General features: G+C 63.3%; 17 protein-coding genes. 9 read left to right on the forward strand and 8 right to left on the reverse strand.

Going from position 1 to position 18387, the window contains the following annotated elements:
* Positions 1-92: 92 nt before the first annotated feature.
* Both C482_RS16820 and C482_RS16825 read right to left on the reverse strand, forming a co-directional pair.
* The gene (locus C482_RS16820) at positions 93-1028 is read right to left on the reverse strand and encodes a thiamine pyrophosphate-dependent enzyme (protein WP_006168970.1); all 936 of its coding nucleotides are present in this window, start codon (positions 1026-1028) and stop codon (positions 93-95) included.
* A 9-nt stretch (positions 1029-1037) separates the two neighbouring features.
* Entirely contained in the window at positions 1038-2942 is a 1905-nt protein-coding gene (locus C482_RS16825) for a 2-oxoacid:acceptor oxidoreductase subunit alpha (RefSeq protein WP_006168971.1), read from the reverse strand.
* A 248-nt stretch (positions 2943-3190) separates the two neighbouring features.
* Here C482_RS16825 and C482_RS22045 point away from each other — a divergent pair, with 248 nt between their 5' ends.
* The gene (locus C482_RS22045) at positions 3191-3376 is read left to right on the forward strand and encodes a hypothetical protein (RefSeq protein ID WP_193787761.1); all 186 of its coding nucleotides are present in this window, start codon (positions 3191-3193) and stop codon (positions 3374-3376) included.
* Positions 3377-3483: 107 nt separating this feature from the next.
* Complete coding sequence (locus tag C482_RS16835; protein ID WP_006168973.1) at positions 3484-3924, forward strand: VOC family protein; 441 nt, start codon at positions 3484-3486, stop codon at positions 3922-3924.
* 78 nt (positions 3925-4002) lie between these two features.
* On the opposite strand, the gene C482_RS16840 is transcribed toward C482_RS16835, so the two are convergent.
* The 5 genes from C482_RS16840 to aroA form a co-directional block, all read right to left on the reverse strand.
* Complete coding sequence (locus tag C482_RS16840) at positions 4003-4785, reverse strand: PHP domain-containing protein (RefSeq protein ID WP_049896908.1); 783 nt, start codon at positions 4783-4785, stop codon at positions 4003-4005.
* A gap of 153 nt (positions 4786-4938) precedes the next feature.
* Positions 4939-6090, reverse strand: a complete 1152-nt coding sequence (aroC, locus tag C482_RS16845; protein WP_006168975.1) for a chorismate synthase — start codon at positions 6088-6090, stop codon at positions 4939-4941.
* Between the two features lie 120 nt (positions 6091-6210).
* Positions 6211-7641: an alkaline phosphatase family protein gene (locus C482_RS16850; RefSeq protein WP_006168976.1), complete on the reverse strand. Its 1431-nt coding sequence runs from the start codon at positions 7639-7641 to the stop codon at positions 6211-6213.
* A gap of 150 nt (positions 7642-7791) precedes the next feature.
* Positions 7792-8625 (reverse strand): bile acid:sodium symporter family protein, encoded by an 834-nt coding sequence (locus C482_RS16855; protein ID WP_006168977.1) that lies wholly within the window; start codon positions 8623-8625, stop codon positions 7792-7794.
* 45 nt (positions 8626-8670) lie between these two features.
* Positions 8671-9966, reverse strand: a complete 1296-nt coding sequence (aroA, locus tag C482_RS16860; protein WP_006168978.1) for a 3-phosphoshikimate 1-carboxyvinyltransferase — start codon at positions 9964-9966, stop codon at positions 8671-8673.
* A gap of 124 nt (positions 9967-10090) precedes the next feature.
* Here aroA and C482_RS16865 point away from each other — a divergent pair, with 124 nt between their 5' ends.
* Positions 10091-10723, forward strand: a complete 633-nt coding sequence (locus C482_RS16865) for a methyltransferase domain-containing protein (RefSeq protein WP_006168979.1) — start codon at positions 10091-10093, stop codon at positions 10721-10723.
* A gap of 332 nt (positions 10724-11055) precedes the next feature.
* Here the strand turns inward: C482_RS16865 and C482_RS16870 are convergent, their stop codons facing one another.
* Positions 11056-12222 carry a LolA family protein gene (locus tag C482_RS16870; protein ID WP_006168980.1) on the reverse strand — a complete coding sequence of 389 codons (1167 nt, stop codon included), beginning with the start codon at positions 12220-12222 and terminating at the stop codon, positions 11056-11058.
* A gap of 137 nt (positions 12223-12359) precedes the next feature.
* Here C482_RS16870 and C482_RS16875 point away from each other — a divergent pair, with 137 nt between their 5' ends.
* The 6 genes from C482_RS16875 (at position 12360) to C482_RS20685 (ending at position 18222) form a co-directional block, all read left to right on the forward strand.
* Positions 12360-13547 carry a M24 family metallopeptidase gene (locus C482_RS16875; protein ID WP_006168981.1) on the forward strand — a complete coding sequence of 396 codons (1188 nt, stop codon included), beginning with the start codon at positions 12360-12362 and terminating at the stop codon, positions 13545-13547.
* Between the two features lie 111 nt (positions 13548-13658).
* Complete coding sequence (locus C482_RS16880; protein ID WP_006168983.1) at positions 13659-14519, forward strand: prephenate dehydrogenase/arogenate dehydrogenase family protein; 861 nt, start codon at positions 13659-13661, stop codon at positions 14517-14519.
* On the forward strand, positions 14516-16120 hold the full coding sequence (locus tag C482_RS16885; RefSeq protein WP_006168984.1) for a small ribosomal subunit Rsm22 family protein: 1605 nt from the start codon (positions 14516-14518) through the stop codon (positions 16118-16120). Before C482_RS16880 ends, C482_RS16885 begins: the two co-directional genes overlap by 4 nt.
* Before the next feature lie 102 nt (positions 16121-16222).
* On the forward strand, positions 16223-17047 hold the full coding sequence (gene surE, locus C482_RS16890; protein WP_006168985.1) for a 5'/3'-nucleotidase SurE: 825 nt from the start codon (positions 16223-16225) through the stop codon (positions 17045-17047).
* A gap of 274 nt (positions 17048-17321) precedes the next feature.
* Complete coding sequence (locus C482_RS16895) at positions 17322-17726, forward strand: helix-turn-helix transcriptional regulator (RefSeq protein WP_006168986.1); 405 nt, start codon at positions 17322-17324, stop codon at positions 17724-17726.
* A gap of 349 nt (positions 17727-18075) precedes the next feature.
* Complete coding sequence (locus tag C482_RS20685; RefSeq protein WP_006168987.1) at positions 18076-18222, forward strand: DUF1328 family protein; 147 nt, start codon at positions 18076-18078, stop codon at positions 18220-18222.
* Positions 18223-18387: the final 165 nt, after the last annotated feature.

Here is an 18387-nt window from a genome sequence, read left to right on the forward strand (position 1 = left end):
AAGCAGCGCGACGGCTACTCGAGTAGGCGGCCATAAAAAATCGAACTCGAGTACTACTGCTGGCCGAAACTGAAGTTCGACCCGACGGCGGGTTACTTGTGACGGTCGAGCAGGTCGTAGCTGCGTTCCCACTCGGCGTCGTCGTCGAAGTACCGCTCTGCGAGTGGCTGGTCGGGCATCTCGCCGACAGCCTGTTTCTCCTGGGTGTAGGATGGGCGGTCCTCTTCGACGTAGTAGCGGCCGGTGAGGACGGTGCCCTCGTTGAGGACGTCCTCGGTCTCGCGCATCATTTCGGCGGCTTCGGTCCGGTCGTGGACATCGAAGTCGTAGTCGTCGGACTCCTGGACGTCGACGTAGGGCACGTACTGGCGTGCGTCCTTGTTCCAGGTCGGACACTGGGTCAGGAAGTCGATGTGCGCAAAGCCGTCGTGTTCGATGGCCTCCTTGATGATCTCCTTGGCCTGGTTCGGGTTGACCGCGGCCGTGCGAGCGACATAGCTCGCGCCGGCGTTCAGCGACATCGACAGCGGGCGAAGCGGCGTCTTCGCGCTGCCGGATGGCTGGGTCTTCGACTTGTGGCCCTTGGGACTGGTCGGTGAGGTCTGGCCCTTCGTCAGCCCGAAGATTTCGTTGTTGAACACGATGTAGGTCATGTCGTGGTTCTCGCGGGCCGAGTGGATGAAGTGGTTGCCACCGATCCCGTAGCCGTCGCCGTCACCGCCGGCGGCGACGACCTCGAGGTCGGGGTTGGCCAGTTTGGCGGCGCGAGCCACGGGCAGTGAACGACCGTGGATCGTGTGGAAGCCGTACGTGTCGAGGTAGCTGTTCAGCTTGCCGGAACAGCCGATCCCGGTGACGGTTAGCACTTCCTCCGGGGTCTTGCCGACCTCCGGGAGGGCCTGCTTCAGCGCCTTCAGGACGCCGAAGTCGCCACAGCCCGGACACCAGGTCGGCTGCGGTTCGACACCGGGCGTGTACTCGTCCCGGTCGATCTCTCGTTCGTCTCCGATTGCGTTGAAAGCACTCATGGATCTGTGTTAGTCACCTGCAGCGGGTTCGATTCGGACCTGTGCGGTCGGTTCGCGCTCTTCCTCGGCAACGTTGACCTCGTAGCCCTCGACGATCTCGGCGGGCTCGAACGGGTTGCCGTTGTACTTGAGGAGGCTGGTGAGCTTCTCGCCGAAGCGACCCAGTTCCTTCTGCAGCAGGCCGCGGAACTGCGCGCTGGCGTTCATCTCGACAACCATCGCCTCATCGACGCTTTCGAGGAACTCCGTCACTTCCTGCTCCGGGAACGGCATCATGTCCGAGACGCTGAGCCCGCGGACGGAGTGACCGTCTGCGTTCAGGCGAGCGATTGCCTCTTCGACGGCACCCTGACTCGATCCCCACGTGATGATACCGTACTCAGCGTCTTCCTCACCGAAGTAGGTCTGCGTGGAGTCGCGTTCCTCGTCGAGTTCGGTCCGGATCGCCTCGAGCTTCTCGAGACGCCGGTCCATCTGGGCAACGCGGTTGTCGGGGTCCTCGCTAATGTGGCCGACCGGGCTGTGCTCGTTGCCGGTCGCGAGGTAGCGCCCGTTCTTCTGTCCGGGCAGCGAGCGCGGCGCAACGCCGTCCTCGGCGGTCTCGTAGTTGAAGCGCTTGAACTTCCCGGAGTTGTCATGTGCGGCCTCCTTCAGCTCTTCTTCGGTTAGCGTCGAGCCCAGATCCGGCGACGGCTCGCGGTCGAAGAACTCGATGTCGACGTTCTTGTTCTCGCCCGAGAGCTTCTGGTCGTAGATGAGCATGACCGGGATCTGGTAGTCCCACGCGATGTCGAACGCGATGCGGGTCTGCTCGTAGGCTTCCTCGATGTTCCCGGGCGCAAAGACGACGCGCTGGGAGTCTCCCTGACTCGTGTAGAGGACGTGTTCGAGGTCGGCCTGTTCGGGCTTCGTCGGCATCCCGGTCGACGGACCGGCACGCATCGACTCGACGAGCACGAGCGGCGTCTCGGTCATCTCAGCGAGGCCGAGCGGTTCGCTCATCAGCGCGAAGCCACCGCCCGAGGAACCGGACATGGCCTTCACGCCGGCGTGGCTGGCACCGACGGCCAGCGCAGCGGCAGCGATCTCGTCTTCGACCTGCTCGGAGATCCCGCCCATGTCTGGGAAGTTCTGGCTGAGGATGGTGAAGACGTCCGTCCACGGCGTCATCGGATAGCCGGCGATGAACCGACAGCCGGCGTCGATTGCGCCGTAGGCGATCGCGTTCGAACCCGACAACAGTGCCTGCTCGGTCTCGTGTTCGCCCGTTGGCACGCGGAGGTCGTGTTCGAACTCGTACTCCTCGTTGACATCCTCGTAGGCCTCGTGGAGAATATCCAGGTTTGCCTCGAGTACGTCGCCGCCCATGGCGTCCGCCATGAGGTCCTCGATGTGCTCGAGGTCCATGTCGAGCAGCGCGGCGGTCGCGCCGACACCAGCGGTGTTACGCATGACCTCACGGCCGTGTTCCTTGGCGAGGCCGCGCAGATCGAGCGGGAAAACGTGCCAGTCGTTCTCTTCGGCACGCTCCTCCAGGTTGAGTGCCTCGACGTCGTCCTCGCTGACGAGGCCCTCGTCGTAGATGATGACGCCGCCCTCGCGGAGTTCGTCCAGGTTCTCCGAGAGGGGCTTGATCTCCTCGTTGCCGTAGTAGGCCTCTTCCTGCGGGTTGCGGGCGAAGGAGTCACCCAGCGCGAGCAGGAAGTTGTAACCATCCCCACGTGACTGTACCTCGTGTTCTGCGGCTCGGATCTCGACGTACGTGTGGCCGCCCCGGATCCGCGATGGATAGTGGCGGTGTGTAAATACGTTGAGCCCCGAACGCATCAGCGCTTTTGCGAAGTTCTGACTCGTCGAGTCGATCCCGTCACCGGAACCCCCTGCGATTCGCCAGATAAGTTCGTCGTCGCTCATAGTAAATCAGTGGCCAGTAGGCCAACCGTAGCGGAAATTTGCCCCACTTGCCCTAAAGCCTTTGCTATACATTACCAAGGATCTATCGTGAAGAATCTATACTCACCGAGCTAACCCCTACGAACAATCATTACTAAACGGGCGAAACTGTGCAGAGTTGTCCACATTTTCACCCCCGATAAAGTCCGATACGTGACACTATTTGCGTTGTTGAACGAGCACATGTGCACCCATCATTGGAGCAGTCTGTGCACACCGTACCCAAGACCCGCACCAATCACGACTCCAGCAAGCGACCCAAGACGGACGCCACCGTCCTGCCCGACTGTCTGCACGACCAGGACGAGAGTACACGCGTATCCGACCCCCGCAGTCCCGAGTATCAGTCTGAACTGCAGGTCCGTCACGGCGAATCGTTCGAAGAGACCCAGTAGCCTTAGTGTCCTACCACCACCATAGATGGATTGGTACGTTCTTTGATGCGTCTCCTCCTATCTCGCACCGGGTCGTTCATTGGTTGATAGTTCGACACGGTGAACGCATGGACACCGACCACGATACATCTGACCACGCCGCACCGGACCACGCCACACCTGAACACGCCGGCCAGCTCCACCACGTCGAACTCTGCACCACAGACTTCGAGTCGTCGGTCGACTTCTGGAACTGGCTGCTCGGCGCACTCGAGTACGAACCCAAAAACGAGTGGGCGGGTGGCCGCTCCTGGATCAACGGGCCGACATACATCGTCGTCAAAGAGACCGACACGGACGACCCGTTCGACCGACGCGCGCCGGGACTCGACCACCTCGCGTTCCACGCTGCGTCCCGAGCAACGGTCGACGAGCTCACCGCAGGTGTCCGCGAACGGGCTGATTCGTGCGTTCTCTACGACGACCAACATCCGTATGCCGGCGGCTACTACGCACTCTACTGTGAGAGTCCGACGGGGATCACAGTCGAAGTCGTCGGTCCAGAGTGACGGCGGAGCCAGCGAACGGCCTCTTCGTGGTGCTTACGGACGGGAACCTTGCCCCCAGAGTCCCGGCCAAAATCGAGGTTATGACTCGAGTACCGTCGCTGGCGCGACCGGTTCGAGGCCCAACTCGGCGGCGTACTCCTCGAGGAACGTCGCGCGCTCGCCGATTTCTCCGGGACGATGGGAGTCAGACCCAACCGTCACTGGCACGTCGTACTCGCGCAAGGTCGACAGAAACGGCGACGACGGGTGGACGATCTCGGCATCCGTGAGCGCCCGGCCCGCGTTGAGTTCTGGGATGGTACTCGAGTCGGCGAACGCCTGGGCGACCCGGCGGTAGTGGTCCGTGGTTGCGCGGCCGCGAAGCGGCGGGGTGCGTTCGATCAGGTCGACGTGGGCGGCGATATCAAACAGGTCCGATTCGACGAGCGAGACGAGAGTATCGAAGTAGTCGTCGACGACAGCGTTCAGTTCCTCGTCGGTCCGCTCTGCGAACGCCGAGAGTATCTGGACGTTCTCGCCGCCGACGGTGTGGACACTGCCGATGCTGTAGTCGAAGCCGGCATCGTCGAGGAATGTCTCGATTTCGGCCTCGTCACGCGGATTGTAGTCCATTTCGACGGCGTCGTAGACGGGTATCGACGTTTCCTCGCGGACGCACTCGATGCCCTCGCGGCGACGTTCGTAGGTGAGATCGAGGTTGAAGCCGTACAGTGTGCGCATGCCGTTCGCACCGGCGCGGTCGGCGACGTTACAGTGGTCGGCAAAGCCGATGCCCTCGAGCCCGGCGGATTCGGCGGCGCGGACCATGCCCCTGAGAAAGCTCCCGTCCGAGTAGTTCGAGTGGACGTGGAAATCGTGCATACCGGAGACACGGCGAACGGCCGGTTAGGTGTTGTTGTTGCTGTTGTTGTGACTGATGTGGACCGTTGTACTGTTGCGTGGCCGATATATGTGCGCGTGCTGTGTGCCGTGTCGGGGTCCAAAATGCCTAAAAAGACGACAAACGCCCTGGGACTACTCGTTTTGTGGATTACTCGGGTGGTAGTCCGTATCGTACTCGCCGGGCTGGTTGTCGACGCGGTCGGGATTGAGGCGGCCCGAGAGCAGCATGAAGTCGACCAGCGTCAGCGCGAGCATCGCCTCGACGACCGGCACGCCGCGGGGTGGGAGAACGGGGTCGTGGCGGCCGATGACCTTCTCCTCTTTCAGTTCGCCGGTCTCCCAGTCGGCGGTCTGCTGGCTTTTCGGGATCGAGGTCGGCGCGTGGAGTGTCACCTCGCCGTAGATTGGCTCGCCCGAACTAATGCCGCCTTGAATCCCGCCGTGGTCGTTCTCGACGGGTGTCGGATTCCCGTCCGAATCGAACTCCCAGTCGTCGTTTCGCTCCTTGCCGGTCCACTCTGCGGCCTCCGTTCCGAGCCCAAACTCGAACGCTGTCGTCGCCGGCACCGCCATCATCGCCTGCCCGAGTCGCGCCGAGAGCGAGTCAAAGCGCGGTGCACCGAGTCCGACGGGAACGCCCTGGGCCTCGAAGTAGATCGAGCCGCCGATTGAGTCGCCCTCGTCCTGATACTCCTCGATCAGTTCCTGCATTTCATCGGCCGTTTCGGGGTGAGCACAGCGCACGTCGTTCTCCTCGGAGTGCTCTCGCATCTCCTCGAAGCTGACCTCGGGTGCTTCGATATCGCCGATCTGGTTGACGTGTGCCTTGAGTTCGATCCCTTCACGGGCGAGCAACTTCTTCGCGATTGCGCCCGCTGCGACCCAGTTGACCGTCTCCCGGGCCGAGGAGCGGCCGCCGCCGCCCCAGTTTCGCGTCCCGAACTTCGCCGAGTACGTAAAATCTCCGTGAGAGGGCCGCGGCGCGGTGATGAAGGGCTCGTACTTGCCCGAGCGCGCGTCCTTGTTCTGGATCACGAGCCCGATCGGCGTGCCGGTGGTGTAGCCGTCCTGAATCCCGGACTTGATCGAGACATCGTCGGGTTCGCCGCGGCTGGTCGTGATCATGGACTGGCCCGGCTTGCGCCGATCCAGATCGGCCTGAATATCTTCCTCAGAGAGTTCGAGGCCGGCGGGACAGCCGGAAATGGTACACCCCATCGCCTCACCGTGGCTCTCACCGAACGTAGTCACCTGAAAGAGGCGACCGAACCGATTGCCGTTCATTGCCACCCCCTCGGAGACGCGGACACTTAGCCCTGCAGGATCCCTGCGAATTTTCGCCGCTGCTGGCGGTCGGATGGACTCGAGTTGAGAACTACCAGACGGTCTCCACTCACCACCACCCTACCCGCGAAGCGAATCCAGTCGCACCGCCGCGAGCGGAACGAGCATCTCCTCGCGCGCGAGCCCGCCGTGCAGGCCGATCTGGTCCCCAACTGCGCTCTCGTCGGTGCCCGGCAGCGGCCACGACAGCCCGCGATTGCGGTGGATGACGAGCAGGTCGCCACAGCGCGACTGGAACAGCGACGACGGCACCCCGGGGCCGAACAGACCGCAATCCAGTGCCTCCTCACGAGTAACAATCACCGCCTCGTCTCCAAGGTGGCTCTCGAGTCGCTCCCGAACGTCCGTGAGCCGATCCGGCCGCACATGGAAGTGGACGTTTCGCGGACTGCCGGTCGGCAGCCGCGGCTCACCGTGTTCGTCGCGTCGGAACGACTCACGAATGGTCGGCCAGTCGCCCCACGTTGCCATCTCGATGTTCTCCGAGGGTACGGTATCGACGAGTCCGTGATCCGCCGTCACCAGCAGGAGCGTCCGCTCGGCGGCGGAGGACTCGAGTTGCCCGACAAATTCCTGCTGGAGCTGCGTCGTGATCGTGGCGAGTTCGTCCTGGTATCGGTCGGCTGTCGTCCCTTCGGCGTGGGACACCGCGTCGATGGTCGGCTCGTAGGCGTAGATGTACGTCGGCGTCCGCGTCGATGCCGACGTTACGGTTGACGACGACCCCGGTCCAGACGACTCACACACCTCTCGGATGGTCGCCGCGAGGTCTGCCGGGCCGTCGTAGCCGATGCGTTCCGCGCCGGCCGTGCTCGCACGGCTGTACCCCGAGTCCGCGTACGCCTCGGGTTGAATCGCGTAGCTCTCAATACCTTTGTCGGCCGCCCGGGTGTACAGCGTCTCGGCGTCGAACAAATCGTCTGGGTCCGCGTCAGGTGCGACCGACTCGAGTGGCTCGTCGCTCGTCGTTAGGAACGGGAGCGTCGTGATCACCTGATCGGCTGACCCGAGGTACTGGAACCAGCCGAGAAGGCCGTGTTCGACGGGCAGCGCGCCGGTCTGAAGGGTCGTAATCGCTGCGGCGGTCTCGGAGGGGTAGATAGAGGTGAGCGGCGTTACGACACCCTGATCTGTAATCCGGGCGAGCAGGTCGTGGTCGCGATAGTCGCGCTTCCAGTGTTCGTAGCCGAAGCCATCGAGGAGGAACAGGACGACGGTGTCGATGCCGTCGAGGTCCACGCCGTCGAAGACTGACGCTGGGAGCCGGTGGTCGAAGGCGTCCGAACTCGAGTGCGAAAGCAGCGAGAGCGCGGTTTCGGGGACGTTGGCGACGCAGTAGTCGTCGTATGCGGGGAACCAGTACGCTGTAGCGTCGGCGTCTCCTAGCTTTGGGTCGCTCGCGTCTCCGGTAGCGCCGTCGGTAGCCTCGACACTACCTACGTGCTCGCGTTGTGTCGCACGCAGTCGCTGTTCGACGGACTCCTGAAGCATGACCCGTTCTTCGCCACCGTCCCAATAAGTGCTATCGGTGGTTTGACACGGCGAAGCACGACACGAGACGGGTGTGGTCAACGAGTCCAGTCAGGCGCGCCGTATCGCGAGTACTGGACGAGAGACAGGTATGGCTAGTCGGTGTGTCGGTTATCGCCACTCGCCCGCCAATAGCACCGACATAACGAGACTGATGAGGCTGAACGCGACGATCATCGTGAGCACGCTCGGGTTCGAAAAGCTCGCCGTTGCGATCAAGAGCGCGATGGCCGCGTTTCGCGCTGCAGTCGTCGTCGCGAGCACCTCTCGCGTGGTACGCGCCGGGCCGCCGAACGCGTACCCCAGCAGCAGCGAACTTCCCACGACGACGATCGAGACGAACAGTGTCCCGGTTCCGACCAGCCCCAGGAGTTCCTCGCCGTTGACGGCCACCAGCAACACGATCAGGAGGATCAGGGAACCGGTCGAAAGCCGCTGGACCGGCGGATACAGCCGCGTCGCGAGACTTGTCGAGCGCGCGTTGACACCCAGCCCAAGCAGGAGCGGCACGAGCTGGGCCACGACCACTAGCTCCGCGATAGCGACCGGATCGACGGCGACGCCTGCAGGCATGAGCACGCTCACGGAGAACGGAATCGTGACGACCGAGACGATGCCCAGGACAGCCATGAGTCCACTTGCGAAGGCGATATCACTCCGCGAGAGTTCGGCGAGTTTCGGCCCGAACGGCGCACCCGGTGCAATCGCGATCAACACCAGGCCGATCGCGTACTCGGTCCGCATCGGCACCGCGAGAACGAGCCCGAACGCGAGCAGCGGCACGAGTACCAGATTCGCGACGAGCGCCCGCGCGAGCAGCCGCCGCTGATCGAGCGACGCCCGAATTTCCTCGAGCGTCAACTCGAGTCCCATCGACAGCATCGTCGTGAGTACGAAGAAGATCGTCAGGGAATCGATGGCGGCTCCGATCGGAACGGTCTCCATTCGGTCGTCGAGTACTCGGTCGCTCGATGTGAAAGAGCCCTCGATCTACGTCCGGTCGATACTCGCGCCGAGCTCTGCCAGCATGTCGAAGAAACCGGGGAACGAAACGTCGACGTGGTCCGCACCGCGAATCGTCGTCTCGCCCTCCGCAACCAGCCCCGCCAGCGCGAGCGACATGATGATCCGGTGGTCGCCCCGGCCCTCGACGGTCGCGCCCTCGAGTACCGACGCGTCGCCGTGGACCGTCAGCGAGTCCTGTTCTTCGGTCGTCTCGACGCCCAGCTTCCCGAGTTCCTCGGCCATCGCGCTCACGCGATCGGTTTCCTTGTAGCGGACGTGTTCGGCGTTCGTGATGTGCGTGTCTCCGTCGGCGACGGCTCCGAGCGTCGCAATGGTCGGCAGCAGATCCGGCGTGTCCTCCACCGAGACCTCGACGCCCTCGAGTGCATCTGCTTGCACGTCGATCGTCCCGCCCGCTCGGTCCCAGTCGACAGTTGCACCCATTCGGTCGACGATGTCGACGATGGCGGTGTCACCCTGCGCGCTCGGGTGTGCGCCCTCGATGCGAACGCCGTCGTCGCCCGCGATAGCGCCCGCCGCGAGCGGGTAGGAGATCGACGAGAAGTCGCCTGGAACAGCGTACTCGCCGTCGTCCACGTCGTAGGTCTGGCCGCCCTCGACCGCAAATCCGCTGTCCGTTTTGCGCGCCTCGACACCGAACCCCTCCAGCACCTCGAGCGTAATGTCGACGTAGGGCGCGGATTTGAGTGCTGTCTCGAGTTCGATCGCGAGACCCTCCTCGGTTACCGCGCCGGCCAGCAGGAGCGCGGTGATGTACTGTGAGGAGACGTCACCAGGAATCGAGACCGTTCCGCCCGAGAGCGGACCGGTGACGACGAGCGGTGCCTGGCCGTTCCCGCGGGTGCTCAGCGCCTCGCCGCCGAGATCGGCGACGGCCTCGAGCAGCGGTCCCTGTGGACGCGAGCGAAGCGACTCGTCGCCGGTGAGCACCGACGTCCCGTCTGCGAGTGCGGCCGCGGCAGTGACGAGGCGCATCGTCGTCCCGCTGTTGTCACAGTCGATGACGTCCGCGGGGACATCAGGGCGGCCACCGAAGCCGTCAATCTCGAGTGTGCCATCCTCGCGCTCGACGCTCCCACCGAACAGGTCGACAGCGCGGGCGGTCGCCTGCGTGTCGGCACTCCAGAGGGCATCCCGGACGGTCGTCTGCTCGGCGTAGCCGGCGGCGAGAATGGCCCGGTGGGTGTAGCTCTTCGAGGGGGGCGCTCGCGCGGTTCCCGCGACGCGTGAGGGTGTGATCGTGACGTTCGTGTCGTTCATGCTCGGGGTGTGGACCGGCCGGCCTATACCGGTACCGGTCGCGCCAGTATCTGTGCCCCGGTGATCGCTGCCGTGGTACACATTCACCAGTAATTCTATACTCACCTCTCGAGTGCATCCACCAATGAGAGCCGAGGAACGCGAGCGTGTCTACGGGCGGGCGGACTACTATTGGGGCACTGAGCCGAACGAACTGGCGCGCCAGACTGTCGAACGCGAACCGGTGCGTGCAGACGCGCCGGCGGTGATCGATATTGGTGCCGGCGAGGGCAGAGACGCCGTGTTCTTCGCCGAACAGGGATGGACCGTGTACGCAATGGATGTCTCTCCAAACGGTCTGGAGAAGGCGGCGCATCTCGCCGAAGACAGGGATGTGACGATCCAGCCGATCGAAGCCGACGCGAACGAGGCGTCGCTCCCGGAACCGGTCGACGTGGTCTATTCCGCCGGAACGATCCAGTACGTTCGACCAGCGAACCGCGAGCCCCAGTTCGAGCACTTCAAGGCGAAGACGACTCCCGGTGGCCTCCACGTCTTGTTCGCTTTCGTCGACCACCCCGACGTTCCGACACCACCGGATTGGACGGCAAACGAGTACTTCTACGAGCTAGGCGAGCTAGCCGGCTACTACGAGGACTGGGACGTGCTACGGGTGGACGACCTCGTCTTCGACGACGATTCTGGTGGCGAACCGCATCAACACGCGGCCGAGATTCTGTTTGCACGAAACCCCGACGAAACACAGAATCACCGGTAAGCCGAACGTATGTAGACTAAACCGCCGCCGGGCCGAACGTAGGTAGCACGAATGTAGGTGGCGTGAACGCGGACAGACACTATAGTAGCCACTGCAAGTCACTGCGCACCTGATCGCACGACGGCAGCGCGGTTCGGAGCGAGTGAACTGAGCGAGAACCGCGAACNCTGCGCACCTGATCGCACGACGGCAGCGCGGTTCGGAGCGAGTGAACTGAGCGAGAACCGCGAACGTGCGATCAGTGTGTAACTAGTTGGAGTTGTTACTATAGCTGCCTGCCCGGAACAGCGCGTCCAACTGTCCACCGATCGACCTCAGTTCTCTCGACGACGCTACGGACAGCCCACTGACGCTGCGACCTCGGCAATCGTTTCCTCGTCAGTCGCACTCGATACCTCGTAGCTCAGCTCCGAACACGTCCAGAACAGACTATCGATCCGCCCCTCTCGTCGGTAGGCCGTGTGGCCGTTCACTGTGGTCTCTTCGAGTGTATCCGTACTGAATCGCGGGTCGGTTCGGACGGCGACATAGAGTTCGTGTTCTGGACGCGTCTGGTCTGCGTACCACAGCATCGTCGTCGGGCCGGTCTGTCGCTCCTTCTCGACGAGGGTGACCCGGTCGAGTTCGTACGGCGCTGGTACGTCCGGCTCAGGGAGATCGTACGGAGCGTCCGCCGCAGCCGTCTCGATCGAGTCGTAGATCCCGCTCGGTTCGAGCCCGATCGTAACGACCTCGGCGTCCTCGGGTGGTTCGTAAACGAACGTTTCCGGATCGAGACCAGCGTCGATCTCGAGGTCCTCGTAGGTCACCGTTAGCCGATGGAGCAACTCGTCGTTAGTGTGTACGTAATCGCGCTCCTTGACCGGATACCGGTGTTCGTCGTCGATCCAGATCGTCCGCGAGACAGTGGCCTCGTCCAACTCCGACTCAGAGACCATCTCGAGTGGAATCCGATACACGGTTTCGCCGACCAGCAAGTCGATAGACCGGCCAGCATTGTCGCCCGCGGGATCGACCGGCGTCGCCTCGATTCGGTGGGCCTCGCGGCCGTCGACGGTATCGAGGCCGTTGTAGCTGAGGTCGTAGTTCGCACGGAGGCTCTCGAGTGCGAGCCGCGGCCCGTCGGCGACGACCCGGTTCGGGTGGTGGCGCTTCATCACGAGGTGTTCGTCGGGGTAGTAGTCCCAGGTCATCTCGCGGTTCGTGACCGACACCGATCCTGCGGCTGGATCATCGTCGTCCGACCGGCGGACCGCGCGTCGCTTCTCGGCCGGCGGCTTGCGATAGATCTCCTCGACCTGTGTCGTCGTCTCATCGGGAGTCTCCACGGTCAACCGTCGTTGTGCCTGGATATCGGTAAGCGCGACGCGAGTTTCGATTGCGTCTGCGATGTAATCCTCGCCGGTCTTCCCGTCGGTTTCGTCTTCGTCCGCAGGGAGTGAGACACAGCCCGCGAGCGCGACAACAATACTCGTCGAAAGGAGCCGGCGGCGGCGCATACTCGTGGGTTGGAATCGCCGGTCATAAGTCTATGGTTCCGCGAACGCGTTCGCTGAATATATCAGTGAACCGCCAGTCAGTGGCGACCCCAGCCGAGACCCGCGCCATTATGTACGGGCCGGCCACACGAGGACGTATGAACGACCCCGTCGACCTCACCCCGCTTCGGACGGCACTCGAGACCGACGACCTGGACGGCTACCTCATCGACGCCGACGCGTCAGATTCGGACCAGCGCTACGTTTCCGGCTTTACCGCACCGGATCCCTACCAGACGCTCGTCACCCAGGACGGCGTCCACCTGCTGGTGTCGGGACTCGAGTACGGCCGGGCGGAGTCGGAGGCCGCCGCGGACTCGGTGTCTCGGCTGTCGGGGTACGACTATCACGAGCATCGCGCAAAGCACGGCCCGTACGGCGGAAAGCTGCACACGCTCGCGGCGTTTCTGGCGGACCACGATGTCGAGTTCGTCGCCGTTCCGCGCTCGTTCCCGACCGGAACTGCGGACGGGCTGCGCGAGCAGGGACTGACTGTGACGGTCGAGAGCGAGGGGATCATTGAGGAGATTCGCGCGACGAAGACGCCCTGGGAAGTCAATCAGATTCGGGCGACTCAGCAGGCGAACGAGGCCGCGATGGCGACCGCGGAGCGACTCATCGCGAGCGCAGAGATCAATGACGATGGACTCGTCCTGGACGGCACGCCGCTCACCAGCGAACGCGTTAAAGAGGAGATCGAAGTAACGCTGCTGCGACACGGCTGCGGACTCGACGAGACGATCGTGGCCTGCGCCGCAGATGGTGCAGATCCTCACGACCGCGGCAGCGGACAGCTCACGGCAAACGACCTCATCGTAATCGACATTTTCCCGCAGGACAAGGAGACAGGCTACTTTGGCGACATGACTCGCACGTTCGTCCGCGGCGAGCCGAGCGAGGAAATGACGCGACGCTACGAGGTTACTCAAGAGGCCTACGAGGCCGGACTCGAGGCGGTCGAGCCCGGTGTCACCGGCGAGGCCGTCCACGACGTGGTTTGTGACGTGATCGAGGACGCGGGCTATGAGACGCTGCGTAGCGATCCAACCGCCGAGACCGGTTTCATCCACAGCACCGGCCACGGCGTCGGACTGGCTGTTCACGAGGAGCCACGGGTTTCCCCGAGCGGCGGGGAACTCGAGCCGGGTCACGTTATCTCGATCGAACCGGGTCTCTACGACCCTGCCGTCGGTGGCGTCCGTATCGAAGACCTCGTCGTGGTCACCGAGGACGGCTACGAGAACCTGACTGAGTATCGGGTTGGACTCGAGCCGGTTGCCGAGTAGTCCTGGTGGACGGCGGTGGCGGCGGTGAGAGCAGAGCTGCTGGCGTACGTGACGCTCACGCGAACTGATCGATCGAACGGCTTTTGCAACGGCAGGCGGTAGGAGCCACCGATGAACGTCTTGATCGTCGGCGCTGGCTCGATGGGACGCTGGTTCGGCACTGCCATCGGGAGCGAGGCGACGATCACCTACGCCGATGTCGACCGGGAGGCCGCGGCTGCAGCGGCGGAGGCGACTGGGGGCTCTGTAACGACACTCGACGCTAACAGCGGCCGCGATGGCGACGACAATAGCAACGACACCGACGTCCAGGCTGGACAGGACACCTACGATGCTGTCTGTCTCGCCGTCCCGATGGCCCACATCACCGATGCAATCGCCGAGCAGTTCTCACGAACGGACCACGCCGTCATCGACGTCTCCGGCGTCATGGCCCCACCGCTCGCAGCAATGCGCGAGCACGCACCCGACCACGAGCGCGTGAGCCTCCACCCGCTGTTCGCCCCCGAGCGCGCCCCCGGCTCGATCGCCGTCGTTCGCGACGCCACGGGGCCGATTACCGACGACCTGCTCGCAGCGCTCGCCGCCCGCGGGAACGATCTCGTCGACACGACGGCGGCGGAGCACGACGACGCCATGGAAACCGTCCAGGCGATGACCCACGCAACCGTGCTCTCGTTCGCCCTCGCGGCAGAATCCGTTCCCGACGGCTTCGAGACTCCAATCTACGAGCAGCTGCAAACGCTCGCCGAACAGGTAACCGGCGGCACGCCCCGCGTCTACGCCGATATTCAGTCCACCTTCGACGGTGCCGAGGCGATCGCCGACGCCGCACGTACGATTGCCGACGCCGACGCGACCGAACTCGAGTCCCTCTACCAGAAAGCGGGGGCACGGTGGCACGACGATAGCGAGACCGCGGCCGACAGCCCGGCGACTACCGACCAGCCAGCGGAGGGAGCAGACCAATGACTGACCAACGAGAAGCCATCCGATCCAACGCGAAGTATCTGCGCAACGTCCGGCCGATCGACCCCGACGAGATTTCCGACTACGTTACTGGCACGCCACATCCGGCCGTCGTTCGCCAGCACCTCCGCGAGGAGGCACTGGATCTCGGACTGATCGAACGCGATGACGGCACGTTCGTCCCCGTCTCTGGCGAGCCGGTTCCCCCGAATCGGGGGCCAGTCCAGGCGTTTCCGGACCGCTACGCGCGAGCACTCGAGGACCTCCTCGTCGAGCGCTACGGCGTGAACTGGCACACGGACAGCGTTGGCGACCTCCTCCGGTCGACGATCCGCCGATTCAAAGCCCAGTACCTCGAGCGCCGGGCAGTGACGTACGACGAAGACGTGGCATCGGGCTACGCGATCTACCACCTGCCGGGCTACTACGCCGCGATTCAGTACGCCCTCGACGACCTGGCAGAACGCGGGCTGCTCGACCGCACCCTTCGCGTCCTCGACGTTGGCGCAGGCGTCGGCGGCCCTGCGCTCGGACTCTGTGAGTACCTCCCCGACGACGCGCTCGTCGAGTACCACGCCGTCGAACCGAGCGCCGCCGCCGATGTACTCGAGTCCCTGCTCGCGGAGACGGGCCAGAACATCCATACGACGATTCACCGCGAAGCAATCGAGGACGTAGAACCGGCAACGCTCAGCACTACTGCGCAGGGCGACGATGGACCGTTCGACCTCATCCTCGCTTGCAACGTCCTCAACGAACTCGCAGATCCCACGGCCGTCGCTCGTTCGCTGCTCGACGCACTCGCATCCGATGGCACCCTCCTCGCGATGGAACCCGCCGACAAGAACACGAGCGTCGGGCTGCGCGAACTCGAGCGGACACTCGAGGACGAACGGGTTCGAGACGCGAGCGAGTTCTCGGCGGAGTCGGCTGCGGGCGATAGCAGGGGTGACGACGGCGACGACGATGGTGTCGATGACGATGGCGATAGCGATGACAGCGTGAACGTCGATAGCAGAGACGACCGCCGCGGGCGCGTCACCGTCTACGGGCCGACAGTTCGTCTCTGGCCCGACGAACGGCCCACGGACCGCGGCTGGTCGTTCGACGTTCGCCCGGATCTCGAGGTCCTCGAGTTCCAGCGCCAACTCGACGAGGTGACACCCGAAGACGACGAGGAGCACGCACCCGGCGAGTTCGTCAACGTCGACGTGCAGTTCTCACACTCGCTGTTGCGCCTGGACGGCACTCGGCGGATCGATCTCGAACTCGACGACGGTGACTGGGCAAAGATGGCTGATATGGAGCACCACGTTCCGAACCGGATCGACCTCGTCGCGGCGAAACTGAGCCACTCGCTGAGTTCGGATGACGACGCCGAGTACGGCGGCTCGTCGAACCCACTGTTCAAGATCAGCGACGGTAGTGAGGCGATCGACCACTACGCCGTCCTCACGAAGGAGACCTCGCTCAACCGGCCCCTACTCGAGGCCGAGTACGGCGAGGTCTGTTCGTTCGAGCAGATTCTCGCGCTCTGGAACGACGACGAGGAGGCGTACAATCTGGTGGTCGACGAGGAGACGATCGTCGACCGAATCGGTTGAGCGGCCGGAATACAGGCTCTCGTCGCTGGTGCACAACCGGAACTGGGCGAGCAGATCGCCGAAACCAGAGTGCTTTTCGCGTCGGACCCCAAGCCAACCGATATGAGTGACTCTCTCGAGATTTTGCTGACCAACGACGACGGGATCGACAGCGTTGGTATCCGCGCAATTCACGACGCGTTGGTTGATCATGCGAACGCGAACGTCACCGTCGTCGCGCCCGCAAGCGATCAGAGCGCCTGTGGCCGCTCGCTCTCGCACAACGGCGAGATCGGCCTCGTCGACCACGAACTCGGCTACGCTGTCGAGGGCACCCCTGCAGACTGCGTCGTCGCCGGCCTCGCGGAACTCGGTCCCGAACCGGATCTCGTCGTCGCTGGTTGCAACCGTGGTGCGAACCTCGGTGAATACGTTCTCGGCCGGTCGGGAACGATTAGCGCCGCTGTTGAAGCCGCGTTTTTCGACGTTCCCGCCATCGCAACCTCGATGTACGTCCCGGTCGACGACGTTCCACTTGGCGAAATCGACCTCACGGTCGACGATTTCCGCGAGGCCCAGCGCGTGACGACCTACCTCGCCGAGCACGCCCTCGCTGCTGGTGCGTTCGAGCACGCAGCGTATCTCAACGTCAACGTCCCGATGGCAGACGCAAACGACCGTCCCGCGCCGATCGAAATTACGCGTCCCTCGAAACGCTACGAGATGGACGCCAAATCGGACGGCGACCAGGTCACTCTCTACGACCGCATCTGGGAGTCCATGGACCCAGAGACGATTCCGGATCCTGAAGGAACCGACCGTCGAACGGTTGCCGAAGGTCGTATCAGCATCTCGCCACTCACCGCACCACACTCGACGAACCACCACGAGGTGCTTACCGACCTTGCAGAGACTTATCACGACCGTGTCGCGACGGCTGGTGACTGACACAGCGTGTGAGCTCACTCGCGATTTCCCGTGGCAGCACGTCACTCACGAGCCGAGGTCTGTCACCAATCGTATCAGGAACAATACTTGTCGCGGCGATGTTGCGACTGTTCGGCCACAGCGACGACCGAAACCACGGGACGCCACACGCTATCCACACACATCCGCATTGCTCGGGCAGAGCACAGATATATAACCGATAGGACAGAAGAAGAGAGTACCGACAACGGTGCGCGACACGCAGCTCCGAAACCTACGAAACGGGTGATCGACAATGGTATTCAGTACACTTTGGGCTCGCCTCTCGTCTCTCTGGCAGGGGGACTCAACGGACGAGAGCGACGCACACGAGTCCACATCGACATCGGATGCGACCGGCGAATCGACCGACGAGAGCGACAACGAGACACTCAGTTACGCCGAGGAGATCGAGTACGGCGTCGACGAACACGATCTGCCTGACGAGGACAAAGTGCTTCGACTCCTCGTCAAACGCGGCGGACGCGTCGACGAGTCAACCGTCCGCGAGGAAACCGGCTGGTCCGCCGACCGACTCGAGTCGGTGATCGATCGCATGGAAGACGACGACCAGATCAGCGCGATCACGGTCGGCCGAAAACGCGTCATCTGCCGGCGCGGCTTCGAGCCGAAAGGCTATCGGTCGCACCTCGGTGAGTAAGCTGCTAGCGAACACAACGTGCAGAACGCCCTGAATTACTCGAGCGGGTACCACAATACACAGCGCAGCATGACTCGTCTGCGAACGTTCTCTTCGATCTTTCGTGTTGGTGCGTGACACCGCCCACTACCACGCGTAAACGATCACGGGTCGGGTGACCCGTGGCTTTTAGACGTGTTTCGCTCTGGTCCGCTTTCTTGCTCTTGAAAGTCGTCCACTCAGGAGCGTTCCTCTCGAGTACCCCTCAGTACGTAAGAGAACGTCGCTCGAGGACGAAACAGCAGTGATATGCAGCGGTTTGGCGTATGCATGCCGAATTCATATCCACGCTTCAGGCATGACTCTACCCATGCTAGAACTTGCACTCCTGTTCTTCGTCATCGCAATCATCGCCGCCGCACTCGGCGCGGGTGGCGTCGCCGGACTCACGATGTCCATCGCGAAGTGGCTCGTGTTGCTATTCCTAGTGCTCGCCGTCGTGTCACTGCTGCTCTGACGGGACACTCACACCATCGTGCTCTCATACCCCACAGCGACTGCTTTTGTCAGGTTCCGCAGTTGCTTCGGTAGCCAGTAGTGAACTAATGATGAACCGATAGCCGCGATACAAAACGCACCTTCTCGCGTCCATGCTATCGAGACCGCAGGCAGCAGCATCCGG

The sequence above is a fragment of the Natrialba chahannaoensis JCM 10990 genome (assembly GCF_000337135.1).
In the GTDB taxonomy this organism is placed as follows: Archaea; Halobacteriota; Halobacteria; order Halobacteriales; family Natrialbaceae; genus Natrialba; species Natrialba chahannaoensis.

Bases quoted from the DNA above. Each gene is read 5' to 3' on its own strand.
- C482_RS20685 (WP_006168987.1), top strand. From the start codon at position 18,076: ATGCTAGAACTTGCACTCCTGTTCTTCGTCATCGCAATCATCGCCGCC.
- C482_RS16880 (WP_006168983.1), top strand. From the start codon at position 13,659: ATGAACGTCTTGATCGTCGGCGCTGGCTCGATGGGACGCTGGTTCGGC.
- C482_RS16840 (WP_049896908.1), bottom strand. From the start codon at position 4,785: ATGCACGATTTCCACGTCCACTCGAACTACTCGGACGGGAGCTTTCTC.
- C482_RS16825 (WP_006168971.1), bottom strand. From the start codon at position 2,942: ATGAGCGACGACGAACTTATCTGGCGAATCGCAGGGGGTTCCGGTGAC.
- aroC (WP_006168975.1), bottom strand. From the start codon at position 6,090: ATGAACGGCAATCGGTTCGGTCGCCTCTTTCAGGTGACTACGTTCGGT.
- C482_RS16835 (WP_006168973.1), top strand. From the start codon at position 3,484: ATGGACACCGACCACGATACATCTGACCACGCCGCACCGGACCACGCC.
- C482_RS16885 (WP_006168984.1), top strand. From the start codon at position 14,516: ATGACTGACCAACGAGAAGCCATCCGATCCAACGCGAAGTATCTGCGC.
- C482_RS16875 (WP_006168981.1), top strand. From the start codon at position 12,360: ATGAACGACCCCGTCGACCTCACCCCGCTTCGGACGGCACTCGAGACC.
- C482_RS16865 (WP_006168979.1), top strand. From the start codon at position 10,091: ATGAGAGCCGAGGAACGCGAGCGTGTCTACGGGCGGGCGGACTACTAT.
- aroA (WP_006168978.1), bottom strand. From the start codon at position 9,966: ATGAACGACACGAACGTCACGATCACACCCTCACGCGTCGCGGGAACC.
- surE (WP_006168985.1), top strand. From the start codon at position 16,223: ATGAGTGACTCTCTCGAGATTTTGCTGACCAACGACGACGGGATCGAC.
- C482_RS16895 (WP_006168986.1), top strand. From the start codon at position 17,322: ATGGTATTCAGTACACTTTGGGCTCGCCTCTCGTCTCTCTGGCAGGGG.
- C482_RS16820 (WP_006168970.1), bottom strand. From the start codon at position 1,028: ATGAGTGCTTTCAACGCAATCGGAGACGAACGAGAGATCGACCGGGAC.
- C482_RS16870 (WP_006168980.1), bottom strand. From the start codon at position 12,222: ATGCGCCGCCGCCGGCTCCTTTCGACGAGTATTGTTGTCGCGCTCGCG.
- C482_RS16850 (WP_006168976.1), bottom strand. From the start codon at position 7,641: ATGCTTCAGGAGTCCGTCGAACAGCGACTGCGTGCGACACAACGCGAG.
- C482_RS16855 (WP_006168977.1), bottom strand. From the start codon at position 8,625: ATGGAGACCGTTCCGATCGGAGCCGCCATCGATTCCCTGACGATCTTC.